This window comes from Pseudocolwellia agarivorans, from assembly GCF_002000085.1.
Taxonomy (GTDB): domain Bacteria; phylum Pseudomonadota; class Gammaproteobacteria; order Enterobacterales; family Alteromonadaceae; genus Pseudocolwellia; species Pseudocolwellia agarivorans.
This window is the reverse complement of record NZ_MUZU01000023.1, coordinates 1-19,462: the sequence shown is the minus strand read 5'-3', so window position 1 is coordinate 19,462 and position 19,462 is coordinate 1. Positions and strand designations below refer to the sequence as shown.

Genomic DNA, 19,462 nt, shown 5'->3' with positions numbered 1-19,462 from the left:
TTGTAATCCGGCTTATAACAAGTCACTTAAAAGGACAAATAACAGTTGGTTTTTGCTCCTTCGTCGCTTATTTTAACCAACTATTATTTGCCTCTTAGTGAGGCGTTAAACCTCTAAATCAACGTTTAGAGTATAATTCAACCTTTAAAAGGAACTTAAAAGAAAATGAATGAAATAATTTTATGTAATCGCACTTATAGTGCAAGCGTATTTAAAAATGAATGCGGCATTGGTGTTGAACTAGCTTCATCTCTTACTTGTGCCAACCCAGGTATGATTATCGCTAATACGCCTTATTTATTAAAAAATGGTAATTCAGCTGTTGGTAAAACATCATTAGCAAAACTATCTAATCCTTCAATTACCAAAAAACTGACGAGCTTAGCTTTATCTTTTGGTGGTGACAATTTGCTTTCTCTTTCGTCCATTAGCTCTCAACTGGAAGAGTATAATGTAGGGTTAATGGGGGCAGCCACCAGTGTCTACGCAAATAGAATAGGAGGTTTCGTTGATTCAGTTAAAAACTACCAATCTGCTTTAATGGAATATAGCCAAGTAGCAAAAAGTAAATCACCTCTTAAAGTAGCCGCTAAACAAAAAGCCAAAATGGCTTTCGATAAAATGCAAAATAGCTTTAAACACGAAGTTGATGTTGTAACAAGCCAAGTTAAATCGAGTCGCGGTACACCACTGACTAATTTTGACCGAGGTGCAAATATCGCCAAAAGTAGTAGAAATATGGCTAAATTAGACATAATGACACCTGTTCAAGCTGACAATATTGTTAAATTTACTAAATACGCAAAAGTTTTAGGCAATGGTCTTACCATTATCGACTTTGGTAGTCGTGTTGGTAATATTCAGAATAGCTATAAAGCAGGTGGTAACTGGGAACGTGAAATGTTTATTGAGTCTAGTAGCTTTGCTGCTAGTGCGACGGTAGGTATTGGTGCCGTCAACGCCGGAGCCGCAGCGCTAACATTTTTAATGGTAGCTACACCTGTTGGTTGGGTTGGTTTAATCGTGGGTGGGTTGGTTGTAGCTGGAGTTGCAGCGTCTTCCTCTATTATGACAAATAATTATATGAAAAATAATAGTGGCGATGCTTACGATGTTATTATGAAAGAGTTAACTCGCTGATGAGTACGACTACAATAATCGTCCTTTTCATAATTACCAGCTCAATGGTGAGTGGAATCTTGTATGTTGCTTTTGGGCAGATAACTGTACGTAAATTAAGAAAGAACCCAAAAACCCAAGATCTGCTTGGTGTCGAGTATGCTAGTGGCTGGGATATTATTAATGTTGCTCAAGCATTTGCATTTCCAAGGGCTTGGGCTAAAAAGGTAGAAAATAGTAAGTTTTCATTCGTGTATGCTAATGCAACTGCGTTATATGAAAATACAACTAAATTTGATCAGATATTAGGTTTTGTGTTTTATTGGGTGTTAACAACTTCAGGGCTTGTAAGTGCTTTATTAATATTGCTTGATAGTCTTGGCGTCTTTAGTAAATAGAGGCTTAACAAGCTGTTAAACAAGGACAAAAAACAGTTGGTTTTTTCTGCTGATGTAAGCGTTATACATTCATGGAGGGTGGGAGTTTTGAAAAAGGTATTTGTATTATTCTTATTATTAACAGCTTGTACTCCTTTTTTTAGCAAAAAAGAAATTGAGTCTGACTGTTTTCCTAAATACAACAGTACACCTCTTGAGATATTTTCATTGCTTTCTAGCGATAGCGATGCTTTTTTGTGGTTATTAACTCATGGCGGAAGCGACAACAATACCTTCCTTATTCAAAACGATATTAAAGGCTTTTTAATGCCTGAAAACATTACTAGAAGCATGGAGCATATCGATAATACTATAGAAGTGCTTTTTACTGGCCGTATTTTTAAACTATGGCCTAACTGGGCAAATTATAATATTGGTGGAGGAAGAAAAAATTTAAGCTTTGAAGTTTCAATCCAAGGTGAACAATATCTGTTAATGGAGCAATTTTTCGATATTGACTTAAAACTCAATTTACCTAAAAGATGCCAACTTTCAGAGTAGACAAATGGTGTACATGGTAAGCCGTATATCAAGTTCCTTAAAAGGACTTTGTTTTCTAGTGAATAGAGGGGAAATTATGATTTGTTTAATAATAGGGGGCTTGTATGAGTGTTTTAATTGAATTTATCCCAAATATTTTTGTGGCTTTAGCTTTTGATTTTATATTGTATGTAACAGGGGCGGGTATTTTACGGGCTATTTCTTTTGGGGGTAGTAATTATAAATTATATCATTACAGTGAATTTAAACGTTTAAAAGATACATCCCATAAGGGATTTATTGTGCCTTATATAGTAGGTTTACTTTTTTATATTTTACTTATTTTTTTAGTTGTTAACTTTAACTCATGATAACCAAAAGTTTTGAACTTACTTTTTAAGATCATGTAAAACTTGATAGATGTAAATGGCAAAGCTATATACAACAGGCTGTTATTATGAATATTAGCCTGTTGTATTGTTAATGTTTATTGGGCGATTTATTATTTAACGCATTGATCATTTATTTTGCGTATAAAATAGCTCAGTTCATTAACCGATTTGTTATTATTTTTTATCAGCACTGCTTGCGGGTTTGTCAAATAATTGATTTACTTCTAACCAATAACCGTCAGCGTCTTGGATCATGGTTTGTTTTACTCGTATTTTTTCACCATTTCCTCTTGGGTATTCAACTAACTCTGGTTTATCAATTACTGTTATTCCTGGTGAGGCAACCACAGCTGGCCATACTTTATCTAAATCGTCTACGTTAATTACGGTAATCGGATCGCCCGGTACAGGTTCATTAAACTTTTCTTGTCGTTGAGGCTTTAACGGGTGTATGTATTCAAGTATGCCGAGTACCCCAACATAATCGTTATTTGCTTTTAAAAATACAAGTCGACGTTTTTTTATTTCGCCGTTTTCCATTGGAGTGCTGATCACTTGATCATAAATTACTTTTAAACCTAAAGCGTCTCGATACAGGGCGAGTGATTTATCTGCATCGTTTACAATAAAGGTAGTACGCCTAATATCAATGGGAGCACGTTCTTCGCTGGTTGTTTCTTTGGCTGATATGGAGGCTGTAAATGTAATACAGGTAACTAGTAATAATTGCAGTACTTTATTCATAATAAAACCTTAGTTGTTGTTATTAATTGTGCTGTTGTTATAGCTTTATTATATTCGCTGTATTGATACAGGTAGGGCATTAACAATTGTCAATTAAAGCTTGTTTGATTGGTATAAATTTATGTTGAGAGGTATTCGGAGCCATACCTGTTACCAATCAAGAGGCTATTGCAGAGTGCTTGAATGATAACGGGTATATATGATCCTATTGTTAACCTTCTGCGTAGGTTTTTAAGCTAACACCGTCTAATATAGTAATTTGATAATTACTGTCGATTTGAATTAAGCCTTCTCTTTTGAGTTTACTAAAGCCTCTACTACCTGTTTCTAAAGACATTCCAAGGTAATCGGCAATGTCTTGTCTACTCATGGGTAGATGAAAACGTGTAGAGCCGTGTCCTAAACGATGTTCCATATCAAGTAAGAAGTGAGCGATGCGTTGGTGGGCGGTCTTTTGTCCCATAATAAAGAGTTGATCTAATATTAACGACAAAATGTGCTGCATCATTTCTTGATATCGTTGTGCAATAATGGGGTATTTGTCGAATATATCTCGGATCATTTTTTGATGTATTTTTATGACGGTTGATTCTGTTAGCGTTTTAGCGCTAAAGGTGTACCAAGTGTCTTTGGCGTTTCCAATAATATTTCCGGTAAATAAAAAGGCGAACACTTGACGAGATCCTGTAGAAGTAGAGCGCTCTAACATTAAAGCGCCCGACACAGGTACGTAAACATAGTCGCTTGGATCATTTTCCCTAAATAAATATTCGTGACTTCCTATTGTAATTTCTTCTGCTTTATCAGCCAGTTCATTAAAAAATTCGTTTGAAGCTTCAATTTCTTTTACATTGTTGCCAAAACATGAACTTAACGAGGTTTTAATTGATACTTTATTTATATCTAATGACATTAATTATTTTCCGTACAGCAATAGTGATTAAATTTCTTGATAAAATTCTAACCAAGTATTATCAGGAGTCTTAACACTAAGAATATGCACTAAACCATAAGGAAGCAAATGCATTTTTTGCTGACTTTCAATTTTTATGTTGTTATCGGTTAATAATTTTTTTAAAGCATTTAAATTGTTTACCGGAAATCTTAATGTGGTTATGCCAATATTAGGGGGCTGTGCGAGTGATGAAACGTTTTTTCCGATTGCACCATGAAACTGTAAAAGCTCAACCGAACCTTCGTTTTTTCCTTCGGGGTGTAAAATATAAACCGAGCGTTCAACTTGCGTGGCTATATTGTGGGGCAGTCCTAATACATTTGGTCCTGCTTCTTTACTAGCTCCTTTATGTTCTAAGTAGGTTTTAAATCCTAAAATGTTTTGATAAAAATGTAGAGATTTATCTATGTCGGCTACAACTTGTGTGGAGTTAAATACACGGCTAAATTTTTTCAAATTTGGCCAGCCTTCTAATGTAGGGGCAACACGTTCGATAAGTGCAAAGGCGATACCATCTGAATTTTTAACGATCCATTCTTTTACCACAAACGGACCAAAGGTAAATTGAACTGGCTCTGTATTACTACCCCAGCCATGCTGTTGCATTTTTTTAAATGTTTCGTCCATACTTTTTACACGCATATTTATATCAAAAATACCGCCAACGTCCCAAGCTTGTGTGTTTGCGCGTATGCGTTGTTGTTTTATGCCTTGTAGTTCAACTAAGCGAATAAATCCGGTAGTAGCGCCTTTATTAGCAAGTAGTGTTTGTTTTACTTTAGTGTGAGCAGGTAATTTCCACAAATTTAGTAAATGATTATCTGCCGGACTGTTGTCTATTACATGCCAGCCTGCAATGTCTTGATAAAACTGACTAGCGGCATCGACATTAGAAACGATCATAACGGTCTCACTAAAACCGCCAATTTTTAATGGTGTTTCTTTTGTTTTTGTTATTTGAGCAGCCATAGTCGGAGAAGAAAAAATAAACGGTAATAAAGCTAAACAGCAAAAAAACAGGTTTATTGTTGTTTTAAATACGAGTTGCGGTTGCTTTGACATTAGTCTCATTATTTAGCCTCAAATATTTCAATTAAAAAGCCATTAGGTGCTCTTAAGGTTGCTACCGTTGCTTTACCGTAAATAGGGCTGTTTACCGTTATAGCTTCGCTGACTATGGTAGCTCCAAAATTTTGGGCATTTTTTAAAACTGTTTTAACCGAGGTTACCGGAAAGCTCCACATACCAATACCAATATTAGGTAGGCTAGGGCGAGTTGTTGGCTTAATTGGTTTAATGTTTCTAAAGTCTACAAATAGCATATGGCCTGTGGTTGCACCTTTACTGTAAACAATAGCGAACCGGAATACGGTACCATTGGCTAAGTTCATCGCACCTTTATCGCCAGCACTTTTAAATTCGCGATCTGATCTTATTTCAAGCCCTAAAACATCAGTATAAAATTTTAAATGTTCTTCAGAGTTTTCAATAATTTGTGCTGAGTAAGCTGGGCCGCCCATGCCATTACTGTCGATAGGCCCTAACTGCGACATACCGTTACCACGTGTTATAGCTACGCCATGTACAAAATCAGGGGCATTAAAAATGGTTTCATCTATTTGATAGGTTGTACCGTCTGTTCTTGGTATGGGGTAACTTTCTAAAACATTTAAAGCGCCGAAGCCTACTTTTCTAATTTTTTTATCAAGGGCTATAGTATCGGTATTCGGAAAACCTAAAGAGAAAGGCCCTAATTCGGTAGAATTCCAACTTTGATGAATGTTTGGTGTAGCTTTATCTAGTACAAGTAATTGTATTTGAATCGCTTCGGGTACACCTTTTCGATATAAACGATAGGTATGCCAATTTAAATCTGCAGGCATTTGCCATAATTTACGTTGCGCGTTTATTTGCTGTGGCGTTAATGCAATAGGTCCTTCTACACTTAACCCCATGCCGTCACGATAAAATAAAAGACTTTGCTGTAACGACACGGTAGCAATAGTTACGGTATGCAGTGGCAGCGCTAAGGCGTCTTCTTTTTTACTTTTGGGGGCTAAGGCATCTTTGCTTTCAGCATGGGTGACTAAAGGCATAAATATCAACGAAGCTGAAATAGCTAACGAGATACTGACAATTGTCAATTTAAATACTTTGAATCTGATGAATAATCGATTAAACATAAATAGACCACTTTCTTATAATTTCGTGTGTTTATTTAATTTACACGCAAATAAAAATAGGTAAATACTCATGTACAACCGTATTAGATACTTTTTGATTATTGTCACATTGATGAGCTTTAACTCACTCGCTGAAGAAGTAAAACCTGCACAAACAGGTGTAAGTGGTGTATATGAAGTGATGATAGGTACAGACGACGCTAAACCCTTAATTACCTTTTTAGGTGAATTTGGCTTTTCGGTAAAAGAGCAAGCAAGGTTTTCTGACAGCCAAGCTTTTAAGTTATACGGCGTAAAAAGCGAGCTTACCTCTTTTAGATTGCAAAATGGCGATATAGACAGTCACGGGCTTATTCGTATTTTACAGTGGAAAAAGCCAACGGGTGACGGTGTGGGTTATTCGCAACCTGAAACGGTTGGTCAGCGTATGATGGTTATGCGCACAAAAGACATTGTAAGAATACATGATGTGTTTTCTGATGCGAGATTATCGGGTGAAAAATGGTTACCAACAGAGCCTATTTATGCCGATTTATACGGATTAACCGAAGGTAAACCTAATGTATTAAACCGTCGTATTGGTGTGAGAGAAATGGGGATATATGGCGAGCTGGTTAATTTAGTGTTCTTTCAACGTTATGGTTACACGATTCCTGGTTACGGTACTATTGGAGATCATTCACCACTGCAAACGAGTGAAATTACCCATAATGACTTTATGTTAGGCGGAAAAACTAAAGAAGACCTATACAACAAAACGAATTATTATCGTGATGTTTTAGGTTTTAAACCTGAAGGCCCTGTAGTATTAGATGGCGACTGGCAAGCAGGCCCTAAACGCGTATTTAATATGGCTGACGGTTCAAGCCATTGGTACCGAGGTTTTGTAAGCCCTAATGACATTTCAGGTAAGCTGAAATTTTTCATTAATCCTGATATCCGCCCAGACAGAAGCGACAGCCAAGCAATAGGCCAAAAGGGTATTACGCTTCATTCTGTTTATACAAAAACACCTAATAAAATTTATAAGCTTGCGCAAAAACACAAACTGAATGTTTCTAAAATGTATAACAATGAATTTGGTGAAGCCTCTTTTGTTATTAAAGGCCCTGATGGTGCAAGCTGGCAAGTTATTGAAAGAAAAAAAGTTGTTAATGCTCCAGTTTTGAAATTAGATTTAGTTAAAACAAATCAATAATGTTCTGATATTTCGCATTCTGCTATTTGGCAAGCACCAGCTCTAACACACAGAGGTACGTATGAAACGTAGACAGTTTATCAAAGGAATAGCGGCAGCATCTGCTGGTTTAATATTACCTATTTCATACGCTAAGCAAAATGCCGATGTTATTGTAATAGGCGCTGGCCTTGCTGGTTTAAGCGCTGCTTATAATTTAAAAATGGCGGGCCTTAATGTTCAACTATTAGAAGGAGACGACCGAATAGGTGGCCGAGTTAAAACCTTGAGTCATATTGCCACCAACCCTGAAGCCGGAGGTATGCAAATAGGCCAAGGATATGGTTACATGCGCGCATTAGCTCAACAACTCAATGTGCCATTAGCGCCTTTATCTGGTTTTATGCGCGGTAATACCTTTGCAATTAATCATCAGCTAATTTCTGCTCAAGCATGGCCTAGCCATGTTCAAAATAAATTAAATGCTGAAGAAAAAAAGCTACTTCCTTCACAGCTGTATTTTCATTATTTGAAAAAATTCCCAAAATTAACCATAGCGAATGATTGGACTTTGCCTAAGTACGCGCACTTAGATCGTTCAATGCAAAGCTTATTAACGGAATTAGGCGCATCTGAACAAGCATTAGCGTTAATAAATGCCAACGTAAATGCTAATAATTTGGCTGAGTTATCAGGTGCTGATGCGGTGCATGTATTAACACAAATGATGTCGGGTGGCGGTGGTGCTGACCGAGTGGTAAATGGTAATAGTAAATTTATTAATGCTATGGCGGCTCAGCTATCTCCTGTAGAGCTAAATAAGTCGGTCACTCAAATTAAAACGACTAATACTGGCGTACAAGTTAATTGTAAAGATGGTAGTTCGTACTCGGCTAAACACTGTATTTGTACTATTCCGTTTAGTGTTTTACGTCATATCGATATTCAGGCGAATATAAACGCAGTACAACGAGCCGCAATCAAGCAATTAAATTATACCGCTATTACTCAAGTACACTTTGAAGTAAGTGATGATTCGTGGCTTGAAGATGGTTTGCCCGCTAATATGTGGTCAAACGGTGATTTAGGTCGTATCTTTGCCTCGAAAGGTGATAATGGATCTGTGCAACATTTAGTGAGCTGGATAAACGGTGATGCAGCTAAAAAGTTAGATACGCTAAGCAAACAAAACGCGATGGCGCATATTCATAAAGCATTAATTAAACAACGCCCTTCGTTAACGAACAAAATTAAACCGGTTTATTTACAATCGTGGGGCAATAATCCTTTCAGCCAAGGTGCTTATTCAAGCTTTGCGCCCAATCAAGTACAGCAGTTTGCCGGTAAAATGGGTGAATCTGCAGGTAATTTACATTTTGCGGGGGAGCACACCAATCATGACTATAATGGTATGGAGTCAGCGTTAGTTTCAGGTTTAAATGCAGCGAGCCAAGTGATACAGAAAGCCTAGCTAACTCATTAGGCTTAATTTTATAAAAAACTAGAACTCAGGCCAGTTCTTTCCACCAACCCATGTACCGGCATAACCTTTAAATTCAGCTGTTGAAACAACTTTCCATATACCTGCCATATAATAGGGGTCGGTTTGAAATAGCATATGTGCATCTTCAATAGTGTTTGCTTCAATAATATAAAAAGAGCCAATGATTCTATCTGAATGTGGGTGTAATTGTGGGCCAGCGACTTTAATAGCCGACATATTGTTTTCTACCCACAGGAGATGATCTTTTAAGCATTCAAATCTTTTATTTTGTTGGTTTTCCTTATCCATACAATTAAACATAACTAACATGGCGAAACCTTATTTTAGTTTTTATTTGTACTGATATTACTTCAAGCTTGAAGTAGCGTGAATATATTAAGTGCTTTATTTTGTTGCTTTGCAATTATTTAGGTAGGGCGATTTGATATTCGTCATATTATCCTTCTATATTTAATGTCATATTCTAGTTCTAGTGCTAAATTTGTACGGACAAATTAAGTTTTCATCAACTAAATGCGTGTGTCTATGGAATTATCTTTAACCAAAGAACTATTACATTATCTTAAAAGCAAAACGATTTCAGATGCTGATCGTCAAAGAGCCGCTTTGCACGTACTTGATTGGTTAGCCTGTTGTAGTTTAGGTGGAAAGTCGGTAGCCGCTCAAGTATACCAAGCGTATATAGATGAAGAACCCTTACATGCTGACTATAAAAATCATGTTGTGTTTGGTGAAGCTTGTCATTGGCAAGATGCGTTATTAATTAACGGTGCGTTAGGTAATGTGCTTGAAATGGACGACATTCACCGTAGTTCAATTTTACATCCTGGGCCTGTTGTTATTCCTGCCGCTTTAGTTATCGCACAAAAATATAACTTACCTATGCGTAATTTCTTAAATGCCGTGGTTTTAGGGTATGAAATTACTATTCGTTTAGGCGAGTCTATTGGCCGAAGTCATTATCAATACTTTCATAATACCGCTACCTGCGCAGGTATGGGCGCTTCGTTAGCCGTGGCGCATTTATTAACGTTATCTATCGAGCAAAGTGTTCATGCTTTAGGTAACGTAGGCAGCCGCACAGGTGGCTTATGGCAAATGCGAAACGAAAAAGTGCTTACTAAGCAATGGCATAATTCTGAAGCAACACGCGCGGGTACTATGTCGGCAATATTAGCTAAAAAAGGATTGTTAGGCCCTGAATATATTTTAGAAGGTCCGCAAGGTATTTTTAATGCTTTTTCAACTGATGCTAAAGCCAGTGTGTTTGTAAAACCAAGTGATACTTGGCGTTTATATGATTGTAGTTTTAAGCCTTGGCCAGCGTGTCGACATGCACACCCGGCGATAGATGCAATACTCACTGCGTTAGCTGAGCGTGAGCAAACAGAACCGTTAGCAATAGCTGATATTCTCTCTATTGAAATTCATACTTACCAAGATGCTCAATTATTTTGCGACCGAGCAACCCCCGAAACGGAATTACAGGCTAAGTTTAGTATTCAACATGCGGTTGCAGCCATTTTACAGTGGGGCGAGCCACAGTTAAGCCATTACCATGAAAGCAATTTAGAACAACTGGCCGATATAAGATCACTAGTTAGTGTGCATGTAGATCAAGACATTGAAGCAAACTATCCGTTTCATTTTGGTGCACGTTGTATTGTAAAACTTAAGTCTGGAGAAGCGTTAACTGCGCAGGTTATTGATACTTTAGGCGACCCTGAAAAACCCTTAACCATTGAACAGCTAAAAGATAAAGCGCGTATGTTAATGACAGCTGCAGATATAGATCCTGAAAACATTAACCAAATTGTTTCTATGAAATGGTCGCAAGAAACAGACTTAGCTTTATTAACATCATTCATTAAAAAGCCTTAGCCCATTTACCGATACTGAGAACCACGTGACAGCCATAGAAACGTTACTACAACATATTGAGCAAACCACATTTGAAAATCTGCCTGACAGCAGCGTCAACGCAGTTAAAACCTTTGTGCTTGACTCTATAGGCGTTGGTATTAGTGGCAGCCGTGTACTTACTACTCAACATGTTAAAAAAGCGGTAGCAACGTGGGGAGAAGCAAAACAAGCGCAAGTATGGAGTACCGGAGAATGGTTACCTGCTAATGCGGCGGCAGTTGTTAATGGTTTTCAAATTCATAATCAAGAATGGGATTGTGTGCACGAGCCAGCCGTGGTGCATCCTATGGCGGTTATTCTTTCGGCCTTAATGGCTTTTGGACAGCGAGAAAACATTACCGGCAAACAACTTATTTTAGGGATTACCGTTGCGGTAGATGTAGCTACGTTAATTGGTGCATCAGCGACAGGTGCTATGAAGTTTTTTAGACCGTCAATCTGTGGTTGTTTAGGCGCTACAGCAGGTTTAGCTGCGATTAAAAATATAAAGGGCGATACCTTAAAAAATGCGCTAGGTATTGCTTACAGTCAAATAAGTGGAACCATGCAAGCTCATGTTGAAGGTTCGCCTATGTTACCTATGCAAATAGGTATTAATTCTGCCAATGCGATTAATGCGTTTGATATGGCAATGGCTGGGCTACAAGGGCCAAAAGATATTTTAGAAGGGCCTTTTGGTTACTTTAACTTGTTTGAAGACAGTTACGACTTAACCTACTTTAACGAAAATATTGGTAAACAATATCAAATAGAATGTGTAAGCCATAAACCTTATCCAACGGGCAGAGCAGGCCATGGCGGAATAGACGGTTTACTGACTTTACAAGCTGAGCATAAGTTTAGCGCTGAAGATGTTAAACACGTGGTTATTCGCGCCACGCCGTTAATTCACCGGTTAGTAGGGCGCCCTGCGAACAATAATATGGATGTGAGTTATGCAAAGTTGTGTAACGGCTATATAGCAGCAACAGCGCTAATAACAGGTAATGTAACGGTTGAAGATTTTGAACCACATTTATTAACTGATTCAAACCGATTAGCGCTAGCGCAAAAAGTAACAACAGAGCTTAACAGTTGTAAAGACTTAAACGCTTTAGCTCCGGTAAGTGTAGAAGTAACACTACACAACGGAAAAACACATCACATAGAATTAGCAGCCGTATTAGGCAACCCAGCAAGGCCGCTATCAAAAAAAGCACAAATTACAAAATTTACAGCAGCATGTTCAAGTGCAAAACATCCGCTAGATCAACAACAAATACAACAGCTAATAGTTGAAATAGATCACCTAGGTGACATCAACAATATTAACGATCTAGTTTCTTTAACTTTAAACAATCATTAGGTACCACAATGGCGAGTTATCCTACTTATTTTGAATCATTTGACCACAAGCAAATGCTAAAAGACTATCCGTTAGGCGACGAGTTGAATACACGTTTTAAAAACATGACACGTGAACAGCTTACTTCTTTACAAAATGAGCGATTTTTACAGGTGGTTGATCGTGCATGGCAAATTCCTTTTTATCAAAGAATTTGGGGCAATGCTGGCGTAAAACCTTCAGACATTAAAAGTCTTGATGACATAACCAAACTGCCTTTAATTTCTAAATCAGACATTATGGACAGCGTTGAAAAGTATCCACCGTTAGGTGATTTTCATGGCTTAGACGATATTCCTGCAGAAGAAAGACCGCCTATTGTATTTCATACCACCAGTGGCACCACAGGTACGCCGCAACCACTATTGTTTGGCCCTAAAAGTCGTGAAATTCAATCGTTATTAGTTGCACGTAGTTATCGTTTTATGGGCTTAAAGCCTGCCGCAACGGTTCAGTCTTGTTATGGCCATGGCATGATCAATGGCGGACATTACATCCGCGAAGCGGTTACGCATTATACTAATGCTTTGTTTTTATCAGCGGGTACAGGTGTAGAAACACGTTCGGCGCAACAAGTTAGCTTAATGCACACTTTTGGTACTAATGTATTAGTGGGTTTTGTTGACTACATTAAGCGATTGTCTGAAGTGGCGCGTGAAGAAGGACTTATTCCTGGTGAAGATATAAAAATAGATATGATTATTGGTCACCTAGGTATGGAAAGCCGCGAAAGTATCGCGAAAGCATGGGGTGGGCCTGAGTTATTTGATTGGTACGGCGTAGGTGATACCGGAACCATCGCAGCCGAAGGACCAGATCACGACGGTATGCACGTTTGGGAAGACGCTCACTTTTTAGAAGTGTTAGACGCTGAAACTAATCAACCTTTACCTGATGGTGAAAAAGGTAATATGGTTGTAACCTGTTTATATAAAGATGACGTTTATCCTATTATTCGTTTCAATACTTACGATCTAACAGAAGTTATTCCTACCGAAAACAAAATGTCTATGCCGTTTAAACGTATTCGTGGTTTTATGGGACGTTCAGACAACATGGTTAAATTACGTGGTATTAATATTTATCCGCAAGGTGTTGGTCCTATGCTTGACGGACGTACTGAATTTTTAGGTGAGTTTATTTGTAAAGCGGTACGCGATAAAAATGGTCGTGACGAAATGATTGTAATGGCAGAAGTGAGTACGCCAGAAGATCAACGTGCTGATATTCAAGCCGAATACGCGAAAATATTAAAACGTAAAATAGGTATTGAAGTACAGGTTGAGCTGTTATCTGAGGGCGAATTAACTCATTTAACGCAAGTTGATGTGCGACAAAAACCGATCAGATTAATAGACGATCGTTTTTAGGTTTTTGTTTAACTTAACTTAACTTAACTTAATTTAGTTTGATTTGACTTAATTTAATGTACTAGAGGCTAGTTATTAGCCTACATTATGCATCACGTTATTTGAATAGCTAGCTTAAATGAAAGTGTTTAGGTAACGTGAGTTGTAAAAATATGAAAAGTGTTAAGGTATTTAATGATCGATATTACTATTTTACAGCAAGATTTAACCGCGCAATTAGCACTTGTAAAAGCTAAACAGGTTTCTGCACAAGAAATAAATCAGCAACAAATGGCCTTGATTAATAAGCTTAATCCTACCATTAATGCATTTATTGCTGTTAACGACACGTTAGCTGAAACACAAACCGATAGTGAATTGTTGGGCTTAACCGTAGCAGTAAAAGACAATATTGATGTTAAAGGGTTTAACACCACTGCAGGGCTTGAAATACTTAGGCATTCTCGCCCAGAACAAGACGCTTTTGTTGTTAATAAATTACGTAATGCTGGCGCTAATTTTAGCGGAAAACTTAATATGCACGAAGGTGCGTTAGGGGCAACCAATCAAAATGCTCATTTTGGTCATTGCGTAAATCCCCATAACATATCATTAACGCCGGGTGGATCTTCTGGTGGTTCAGGTGCAGCGGTTAGCGCTTGTATGACGCCTTTAGCGTTAGGCTCTGACACTATGGGCTCTGTACGTATTCCTGCATCTTATTGTGGTGTATTTGGTTTTAAACCAAGCCGTGGTGCGTTAAGTATCAGCGGTTCAGTCGCCTGTAGTCGATTACTTGATAGCATTGGACCTATTGCGCGTTCTGCACGAGATTTAACATTAGCCATAAAGTTAATGGCTGGCTTTAATATAAACGATGCTTCTTCACAAGCGATAAGCTTTGAGCAAACCTTACTCAATAAACCCATATTATTAATTCCTGACAACTTAGCCGCGTTAGGTATTGATGACAGTATTATTGAAGATTTTAATCAAAACCTTAATGCGTTTAAAAGCATGGGTTGTGAAATTAAAACGTTTGATATTTCACATTATAATTTTAGTGCCGCACGACGAGCTGGCTTAATTATTTGCGAAGCAGAAATGCGAGTAGAACACGAAGCACATTGGTTAAATAACAATGAACAATTTTCACCGTATTTAAAAAGTTTATTAAGCTACATTGATAAAAAATCACCAATGGATGTGATCAAGTCTGAACGTGTATTAGACAACGCAATAATAGAAGCTAGAAACATACTTTCTCATGGCGATTTTATACTGATGCCAACAGCACCACAGAGAGCTTTTTCGTTTGATGATGCAATACCGGCCAATCAAGCTGATTTAACCAGTTTAGCTAACCAGGCAGGACTTCCAGCGGTGTCTATACCTATGATTACTAATAACGCGTTACCTTCTGGCATGCAATTAATTGGCAAAGGCGCTAGCGATTTAGCGCTATTAACGCTTGCTGAACAATGGCAAACACATACACAATTTCAATATAAAATACCGAATACCATTATTGAATTATTAGCGTGATTTTCATGTTTTTTAACATTAACTACGTTTCATAAATCGCTTTATACGGGGAAGAAAATACATGTTAGAAACTCTACTCATGGTTACCGTACTTAGTCAAAACTTAGAAAAAACAGAAAGTGCCTACGAACAATATCTTGGCTACGAGTTGGTTGAACGAGGTAAAATTTCAGAGCCGTTAGCAAAAAGCTGGGGTGCAAAAAATGTTGCAGGGCGTAACTATTTAGTTATGCAGCCAGAGAGTAACAAACAGGTCTTTTTACGTTTTATTGAAGACAAGCACAAAACTGACTATAAACCTATGCGTCAAGAAGGTTGGAACGCAATAGAAATTTTAGTACAAAACCCCGACTTACTGGCCGAACAATTAAAAGATTCACCATTTAAATTGATACGACCGCCAAGGTTCTTAACTAAAAAAAGGAACATTCTTGCTTTTCAAGCACAAGGACCGAATAACGAATTACTATACTTTACCCGAGTGATTGATCCCGCGAAATCTAGCTTTAATTTAGGCGTAGCCGACAGTTTTGTTGATAATGTATTTATTATGGTGCTAGGTGGTACAAACATGGCAGGCATGAAAGGTTTTTATCGCGAGCAACTAAAAGTTCCTGTTTCAGGACCATATCCTTACAGAATAGGTGTGTTATCAGAAGCCTATAATTTACCTGAAGAAACCATTCATTCGTTGGCAATAGCTGAACTAAAAGAACAGTTTTTAATAGAAATAGACCAATACCCAGATAATGCAAAAACCATAGATATTAACACTGATGAATTACCCGCAGGTATTGCTATGGTGAGCTTTGGTGTTAAAAACCTAAACCAGATCACAGCGCCTTTTATTAGCCCACCAACTACTCAAAAAAGTAACGCGTATCAAGGGCGGCGTAGTGCAAGTATACGCGGAGCAGCAGGGGAATTAATAGAACTTGTTGAAATGTCAGCACCCTTATTTCCAGCTTTACCTATAGATTCAGTTAAAAATTAATTGATACGTTTAACCCTTTTATAACTCGTTATCTCAACTTTTTCTAATGATTGAAATAGGTGTTAGCTCATTAAATCAGATAACGGGCTAGTAACTCCGTTAGCACCATGCTCAATGACATGAGTATAAATTTGTGTAGTACGAATATCGGTATGTCCTAATTGTTCTTGTACCGTTCTTATATCTGCGCCGCGTTGTAATAAGTGAGTGGCAAATGAATGACGCAAAGTATGGCAAGTTACGTTTTTTTCAATATTAGCTTGATGCGAAGCGGCCTTAACTGCTTTACGCAAAAGCGTTTCATCAATGTGATGTCGCCTTAATAACTTTGATTCAGGATCTACACTCAAGCGAGATGACGGAAATAAATAATGCCATCCAATGTCTTTATTAGCTTGAGGGTATTTTCTCGCCAACGCATAAGGTAAATAAACACCGTTATATTGAGGTTTTTCTAAATCACTACAGGCAATACTTTTTGCTAATTGAATTTGTGTTTTTAGCTTACCTACTAACTCTTTAGCCAATGTAACTCGCCTGTTTTTACCACCTTTACCCTGCCATATTTGAATTGAATGATAGTCAAAATCAATGTCTTTAATTCTAAGCCTTACCACCTCCATAAGCCTTAAACCACTGCCATACATAATTTGAATAGGTAATGCGTGTTTTTCATGGGTGTTTAATAAAAGGCTTTTAACCTCTTCTTTTGTAAGTACGACGGGGAGTTTGGTTTGAATACGACTTTTATTAAAAGCTAAATCGAATGTTAAGGGGTTATCGAGTACGTGTTTATATAAAAAAACGAGAGAGTTTAACGCTAGTGCTTGTGTTCTTGGGGCAACATTCATTTGATTTGATAAATATGAAAGAAACGCTTCTACTTCACGGTCATGTAAATTAATAGGATGCGCTTGTTGGTTGTAGTTAATATAAGCCTTAATCCAATATAAATACGTGCCAATGGTTCTTTTAGCATAACGTTTTAATTGCATTTTTTCTTTTACATAATTTAAAAATGGAGAGCTCATATATTTATATTGATGGCTGTGTTTATATACAGTATAGCATAAATCCTGCTTTCTACAACAAAGCAGGGTTTTTTCCTCCTTTCACACAGCTGCTAGCATACATAAAAAAGTTATATTGTTGATATTTCAATTAAAGTGACTTAATCTAGGTTTTTAAAGTTGTTTGTAAATGTTTTGTGGAAAGCAGGGTTTTTGCAAACTAATAAGCTGTTATGAGTTTATTCAAATTGTTTGTTGGGTTTAGCTAAAAGGGTGGTTGTAACAAGTGACTTTTGTATTAGCTTCTTACGAGTTGAGCTAGGCTAGTTTTATAAAAGCCACTAATATATTTTGCCTTTATTAACGAGACTTTTGTGGCAAAATAATTAGTTCATGATAGTTTTGTTAGTAGCTCAAGTTAGCCTTCATTTACAAATGGGGTGTTTACTACTGTTTTAGTGTTTTGGGTTTTAGTTAAGTTACTCATAACAAAGCAAATCAACGGGACTTTTAAAGCTGGCTGTTTCGTTCCTCAACATTATAAGCCAGCAATAAAAGCCCATTATTTCGGCGTTATATGCACTCAAATAGTATGGTTGGTTTAGCTAAAAATGTTTTTATCAAAGTTACTTTTGTATGTGCTGCTACGAGTTTCGCTATTTTAGTTTTTCAATAGTCACTAATAAGCTTTGCCTATTTAAAAGACTTTTGTTGGCAAAGCTATTATTTCGTTCTGGCATTTGTGGGTAGCTCAATTTATAGTGCGTTTATTACTACCGTCTTTTACTTCTAACTTATGTATTTTAGTTCAGGTTTATCAGTCATATAACAAGCAATTCAACGGGACTTTTACAGCTGGCTGTGCTCGTCCCTCGCAATTTTAGCCAGGAGTAAAAGCCCATTAATTGGGCGTTATATGCAATTCATGTAGTAAGGTGGTTTAGCTAAAGTTATTTTTATCAATCTTACTTTTATAAACGTTGCTACGAGTATCGCTATTTTAGTTCTTCAATGGTCACTAATAAGCTTTGCCTTGTTAAAGAGCCTTTTGTGGCAAAGCTATTATTTCGTTCTGACAATTGTGGGTAGCTCAATTTATAGTTCGGTTATTTCTACCGTCTTTTACTTCTGACTTTTGTATTTAAGTTCAGGTTTATCAGGCATATAACAAGGCATTGCAAAGGACTAAAAACAGTTGGCCGTTGCTCGTGCCTCGCCATTTTGGCCATCAATTTTTAGCCTCTGAATGAGGCGTTAGAGTTTTCTCATGTCATACGATAAATTATTGGTCGGGAGTAACGGCGAAGAGTTTCCTTATTCAGAATCATTTGATAAGGATACATATCATTATCTAGTGAGTATTGTCTGGGATGATCGTGATGGAGAGTTATCTATTTTAAATAATGGTGCTCACATCGAGTTTGACGATGATGGTAGCTGGTTAGATTTTAATTTTTCACCCAAAAGTATATTCCCTGATAAGGCGAAATTAAGCGAGTGTGAAATACTCCAACTTCTTGTGGCATTATCGGAAAATGAAGAAAATTCCACAACGTACTCCAAAGAAGCAATAGACAAAAAGTATAAGAAATACTTGGAGAGTAAAAAACTCTAACAAGCTGTTTAACAAGGACAAAATACAGTTGGCTTTTGCTCCTTCGTCGCTTATTCTAGCCAACTATATTTTGCCCATTAACAGGGCGTTATATTGCAAGGAGGTTTAGTGGCATTTTTAACAGATCTATTTCAAGATTTAAGGATAGGTAAAAATTCAATTCATGGTGATCAAACTAAAAGTAGATCTTTCCAAAATGAATCGCATCTTGATGTCCTCGCTGAAAAAATTGACCAATTATATATTATGAATATGGCTTCTCTCGAGTTATTAAATGATCTTGGTGTTAGCCGATCTCAAATTGAGGCTAAAATCGAAGAAATTGACTTGCGTGATGGTAAAGCTGATGGGAAAATTTCTCCTCAAACAGAGTGCACTGATTGTGGACATAAAGTTGCTAAGCGTCGAACTCATTGTTTTTATTGTGGCTCAAAGGTTAATCAGTTTGGTTTTAAAGCAATATAACAAGAAAATCAACGGGACTTTTACAGCTGGCTGTGCTCGTTCCTCGCAATTTTAGCCAGCAATAAAAGCCCGTTATTTGGGCGTTATATGCAACTCATGTAGTAAGGTGCTTTAGCTAAAGTTATTTTTATCAATTTTGCTTTGGTAAACGCTGCTACGGGTTTCGCTATTGTAGTTTTCCAATAG

19 protein-coding genes are annotated in these 19,462 nt (G+C 37.3%); 13 read left to right on the top strand and 6 right to left on the bottom strand.

What is annotated here, in order from left to right; all coding sequences use genetic code 11:
* Positions 1-165 precede the first annotated feature (165 nt).
* From B0X80_RS19860 to B0X80_RS19845, 4 genes are all read left to right on the top strand, one after another.
* On the top strand, positions 166-1,140 hold the full coding sequence (locus tag B0X80_RS19860) for a hypothetical protein (RefSeq protein WP_077343551.1): 975 nt from the start codon (positions 166-168) through the stop codon (positions 1,138-1,140).
* Entirely contained in the window at positions 1,140-1,517 is a 378-nt protein-coding gene (locus B0X80_RS19855; RefSeq protein WP_077343548.1) for a hypothetical protein, read from the top strand. The genes B0X80_RS19860 and B0X80_RS19855 overlap by 1 nt, the downstream gene beginning before the upstream one ends.
* 87 nt (positions 1,518-1,604) lie before the next feature.
* Positions 1,605-2,057 (top strand): hypothetical protein, encoded by a 453-nt coding sequence (locus tag B0X80_RS19850; protein ID WP_077343545.1) that lies wholly within the window; start codon positions 1,605-1,607, stop codon positions 2,055-2,057.
* A gap of 104 nt (positions 2,058-2,161) precedes the next feature.
* On the top strand, positions 2,162-2,407 hold the full coding sequence (locus tag B0X80_RS19845; RefSeq protein ID WP_077343542.1) for a hypothetical protein: 246 nt from the start codon (positions 2,162-2,164) through the stop codon (positions 2,405-2,407).
* A 195-nt stretch (positions 2,408-2,602) separates the two neighbouring features.
* Here B0X80_RS19845 and B0X80_RS19840 read toward each other — a convergent pair whose 3' ends face one another.
* From B0X80_RS19840 to B0X80_RS19825, 4 genes are all read right to left on the bottom strand, one after another.
* The gene (locus B0X80_RS19840) at positions 2,603-3,172 is read right to left on the bottom strand and encodes a VOC family protein (protein ID WP_077343539.1); all 570 of its coding nucleotides are present in this window, start codon (positions 3,170-3,172) and stop codon (positions 2,603-2,605) included.
* A gap of 211 nt (positions 3,173-3,383) precedes the next feature.
* Complete coding sequence (locus B0X80_RS19835) at positions 3,384-4,085, bottom strand: Crp/Fnr family transcriptional regulator (protein ID WP_077343536.1); 702 nt, start codon at positions 4,083-4,085, stop codon at positions 3,384-3,386.
* A 27-nt stretch (positions 4,086-4,112) separates the two neighbouring features.
* Entirely contained in the window at positions 4,113-5,198 is a 1,086-nt protein-coding gene (locus B0X80_RS19830) for a VOC family protein (RefSeq protein WP_077343533.1), read from the bottom strand.
* Positions 5,198-6,271 carry a VOC family protein gene (locus B0X80_RS19825; protein ID WP_245825509.1) on the bottom strand — a complete coding sequence of 358 codons (1,074 nt, stop codon included), beginning with the start codon at positions 6,269-6,271 and terminating at the stop codon, positions 5,198-5,200. The genes B0X80_RS19830 and B0X80_RS19825 overlap by 1 nt, the downstream gene beginning before the upstream one ends.
* 109 nt (positions 6,272-6,380) lie before the next feature.
* Between B0X80_RS19825 and B0X80_RS19820 the strand changes: the two genes are divergently transcribed.
* Both B0X80_RS19820 and B0X80_RS19815 read left to right on the top strand, forming a co-directional pair.
* On the top strand, positions 6,381-7,508 hold the full coding sequence (locus B0X80_RS19820) for a hypothetical protein (protein ID WP_217697174.1): 1,128 nt from the start codon (positions 6,381-6,383) through the stop codon (positions 7,506-7,508).
* Between the two features lie 61 nt (positions 7,509-7,569).
* The gene (locus B0X80_RS19815; protein WP_077343526.1) at positions 7,570-8,958 is read left to right on the top strand and encodes a flavin monoamine oxidase family protein; all 1,389 of its coding nucleotides are present in this window, start codon (positions 7,570-7,572) and stop codon (positions 8,956-8,958) included.
* Between the two features lie 30 nt (positions 8,959-8,988).
* On the opposite strand, the gene B0X80_RS19810 is transcribed toward B0X80_RS19815, so the two are convergent.
* Complete coding sequence (locus B0X80_RS19810) at positions 8,989-9,300, bottom strand: YciI family protein (RefSeq protein ID WP_077343524.1); 312 nt, start codon at positions 9,298-9,300, stop codon at positions 8,989-8,991.
* Between the two features lie 216 nt (positions 9,301-9,516).
* Here B0X80_RS19810 and B0X80_RS19805 point away from each other — a divergent pair, with 216 nt between their 5' ends.
* From B0X80_RS19805 to B0X80_RS19785, 5 genes are all read left to right on the top strand, one after another.
* Positions 9,517-10,872, top strand: a complete 1,356-nt coding sequence (locus tag B0X80_RS19805; protein WP_089024927.1) for an MmgE/PrpD family protein — start codon at positions 9,517-9,519, stop codon at positions 10,870-10,872.
* Between the two features lie 25 nt (positions 10,873-10,897).
* The gene (locus B0X80_RS19800) at positions 10,898-12,259 is read left to right on the top strand and encodes an MmgE/PrpD family protein (RefSeq protein WP_077343522.1); all 1,362 of its coding nucleotides are present in this window, start codon (positions 10,898-10,900) and stop codon (positions 12,257-12,259) included.
* A gap of 8 nt (positions 12,260-12,267) precedes the next feature.
* Entirely contained in the window at positions 12,268-13,668 is a 1,401-nt protein-coding gene (locus B0X80_RS19795; RefSeq protein WP_077343519.1) for a phenylacetate--CoA ligase family protein, read from the top strand.
* A gap of 174 nt (positions 13,669-13,842) precedes the next feature.
* Positions 13,843-15,192 (top strand): amidase, encoded by a 1,350-nt coding sequence (locus B0X80_RS19790; protein WP_245825508.1) that lies wholly within the window; start codon positions 13,843-13,845, stop codon positions 15,190-15,192.
* A gap of 61 nt (positions 15,193-15,253) precedes the next feature.
* On the top strand, positions 15,254-16,186 hold the full coding sequence (locus tag B0X80_RS19785; protein WP_077343516.1) for a hypothetical protein: 933 nt from the start codon (positions 15,254-15,256) through the stop codon (positions 16,184-16,186).
* Between the two features lie 62 nt (positions 16,187-16,248).
* Here the strand turns inward: B0X80_RS19785 and B0X80_RS19780 are convergent, their stop codons facing one another.
* Positions 16,249-17,217 (bottom strand): integron integrase, encoded by a 969-nt coding sequence (locus B0X80_RS19780; RefSeq protein WP_077343513.1) that lies wholly within the window; start codon positions 17,215-17,217, stop codon positions 16,249-16,251.
* Positions 17,218-18,463: 1,246 nt separating this feature from the next.
* Here B0X80_RS19780 and B0X80_RS19775 point away from each other — a divergent pair.
* Both B0X80_RS19775 and B0X80_RS19770 read left to right on the top strand, forming a co-directional pair.
* Positions 18,464-18,811: a hypothetical protein gene (locus tag B0X80_RS19775; protein WP_077343510.1), complete on the top strand. Its 348-nt coding sequence runs from the start codon at positions 18,464-18,466 to the stop codon at positions 18,809-18,811.
* Between the two features lie 108 nt (positions 18,812-18,919).
* The gene (locus B0X80_RS19770) at positions 18,920-19,276 is read left to right on the top strand and encodes a hypothetical protein (protein WP_077343507.1); all 357 of its coding nucleotides are present in this window, start codon (positions 18,920-18,922) and stop codon (positions 19,274-19,276) included.
* The last annotated feature ends 186 nt before the right edge of the window (positions 19,277-19,462 follow it).

Bases quoted from the DNA above. Each gene is read 5' to 3' on its own strand.
- B0X80_RS19820 (WP_217697174.1), top strand. From the start codon at position 6,381: ATGTACAACCGTATTAGATACTTTTTGATTATTGTCACATTGATGAGC.
- B0X80_RS19785 (WP_077343516.1), top strand. From the start codon at position 15,254: ATGTTAGAAACTCTACTCATGGTTACCGTACTTAGTCAAAACTTAGAA.
- B0X80_RS19860 (WP_077343551.1), top strand. From the start codon at position 166: ATGAATGAAATAATTTTATGTAATCGCACTTATAGTGCAAGCGTATTT.
- B0X80_RS19815 (WP_077343526.1), top strand. From the start codon at position 7,570: ATGAAACGTAGACAGTTTATCAAAGGAATAGCGGCAGCATCTGCTGGT.
- B0X80_RS19795 (WP_077343519.1), top strand. From the start codon at position 12,268: ATGGCGAGTTATCCTACTTATTTTGAATCATTTGACCACAAGCAAATG.
- B0X80_RS19780 (WP_077343513.1), bottom strand. From the start codon at position 17,217: ATGAGCTCTCCATTTTTAAATTATGTAAAAGAAAAAATGCAATTAAAA.
- B0X80_RS19810 (WP_077343524.1), bottom strand. From the start codon at position 9,300: ATGTTAGTTATGTTTAATTGTATGGATAAGGAAAACCAACAAAATAAA.
- B0X80_RS19830 (WP_077343533.1), bottom strand. From the start codon at position 5,198: ATGAGACTAATGTCAAAGCAACCGCAACTCGTATTTAAAACAACAATA.
- B0X80_RS19840 (WP_077343539.1), bottom strand. From the start codon at position 3,172: ATGAATAAAGTACTGCAATTATTACTAGTTACCTGTATTACATTTACA.
- B0X80_RS19805 (WP_089024927.1), top strand. From the start codon at position 9,517: ATGGAATTATCTTTAACCAAAGAACTATTACATTATCTTAAAAGCAAA.
- B0X80_RS19855 (WP_077343548.1), top strand. From the start codon at position 1,140: ATGAGTACGACTACAATAATCGTCCTTTTCATAATTACCAGCTCAATG.
- B0X80_RS19845 (WP_077343542.1), top strand. From the start codon at position 2,162: ATGAGTGTTTTAATTGAATTTATCCCAAATATTTTTGTGGCTTTAGCT.
- B0X80_RS19790 (WP_245825508.1), top strand. From the start codon at position 13,843: ATGATCGATATTACTATTTTACAGCAAGATTTAACCGCGCAATTAGCA.
- B0X80_RS19775 (WP_077343510.1), top strand. From the start codon at position 18,464: ATGTCATACGATAAATTATTGGTCGGGAGTAACGGCGAAGAGTTTCCT.
- B0X80_RS19835 (WP_077343536.1), bottom strand. From the start codon at position 4,085: ATGTCATTAGATATAAATAAAGTATCAATTAAAACCTCGTTAAGTTCA.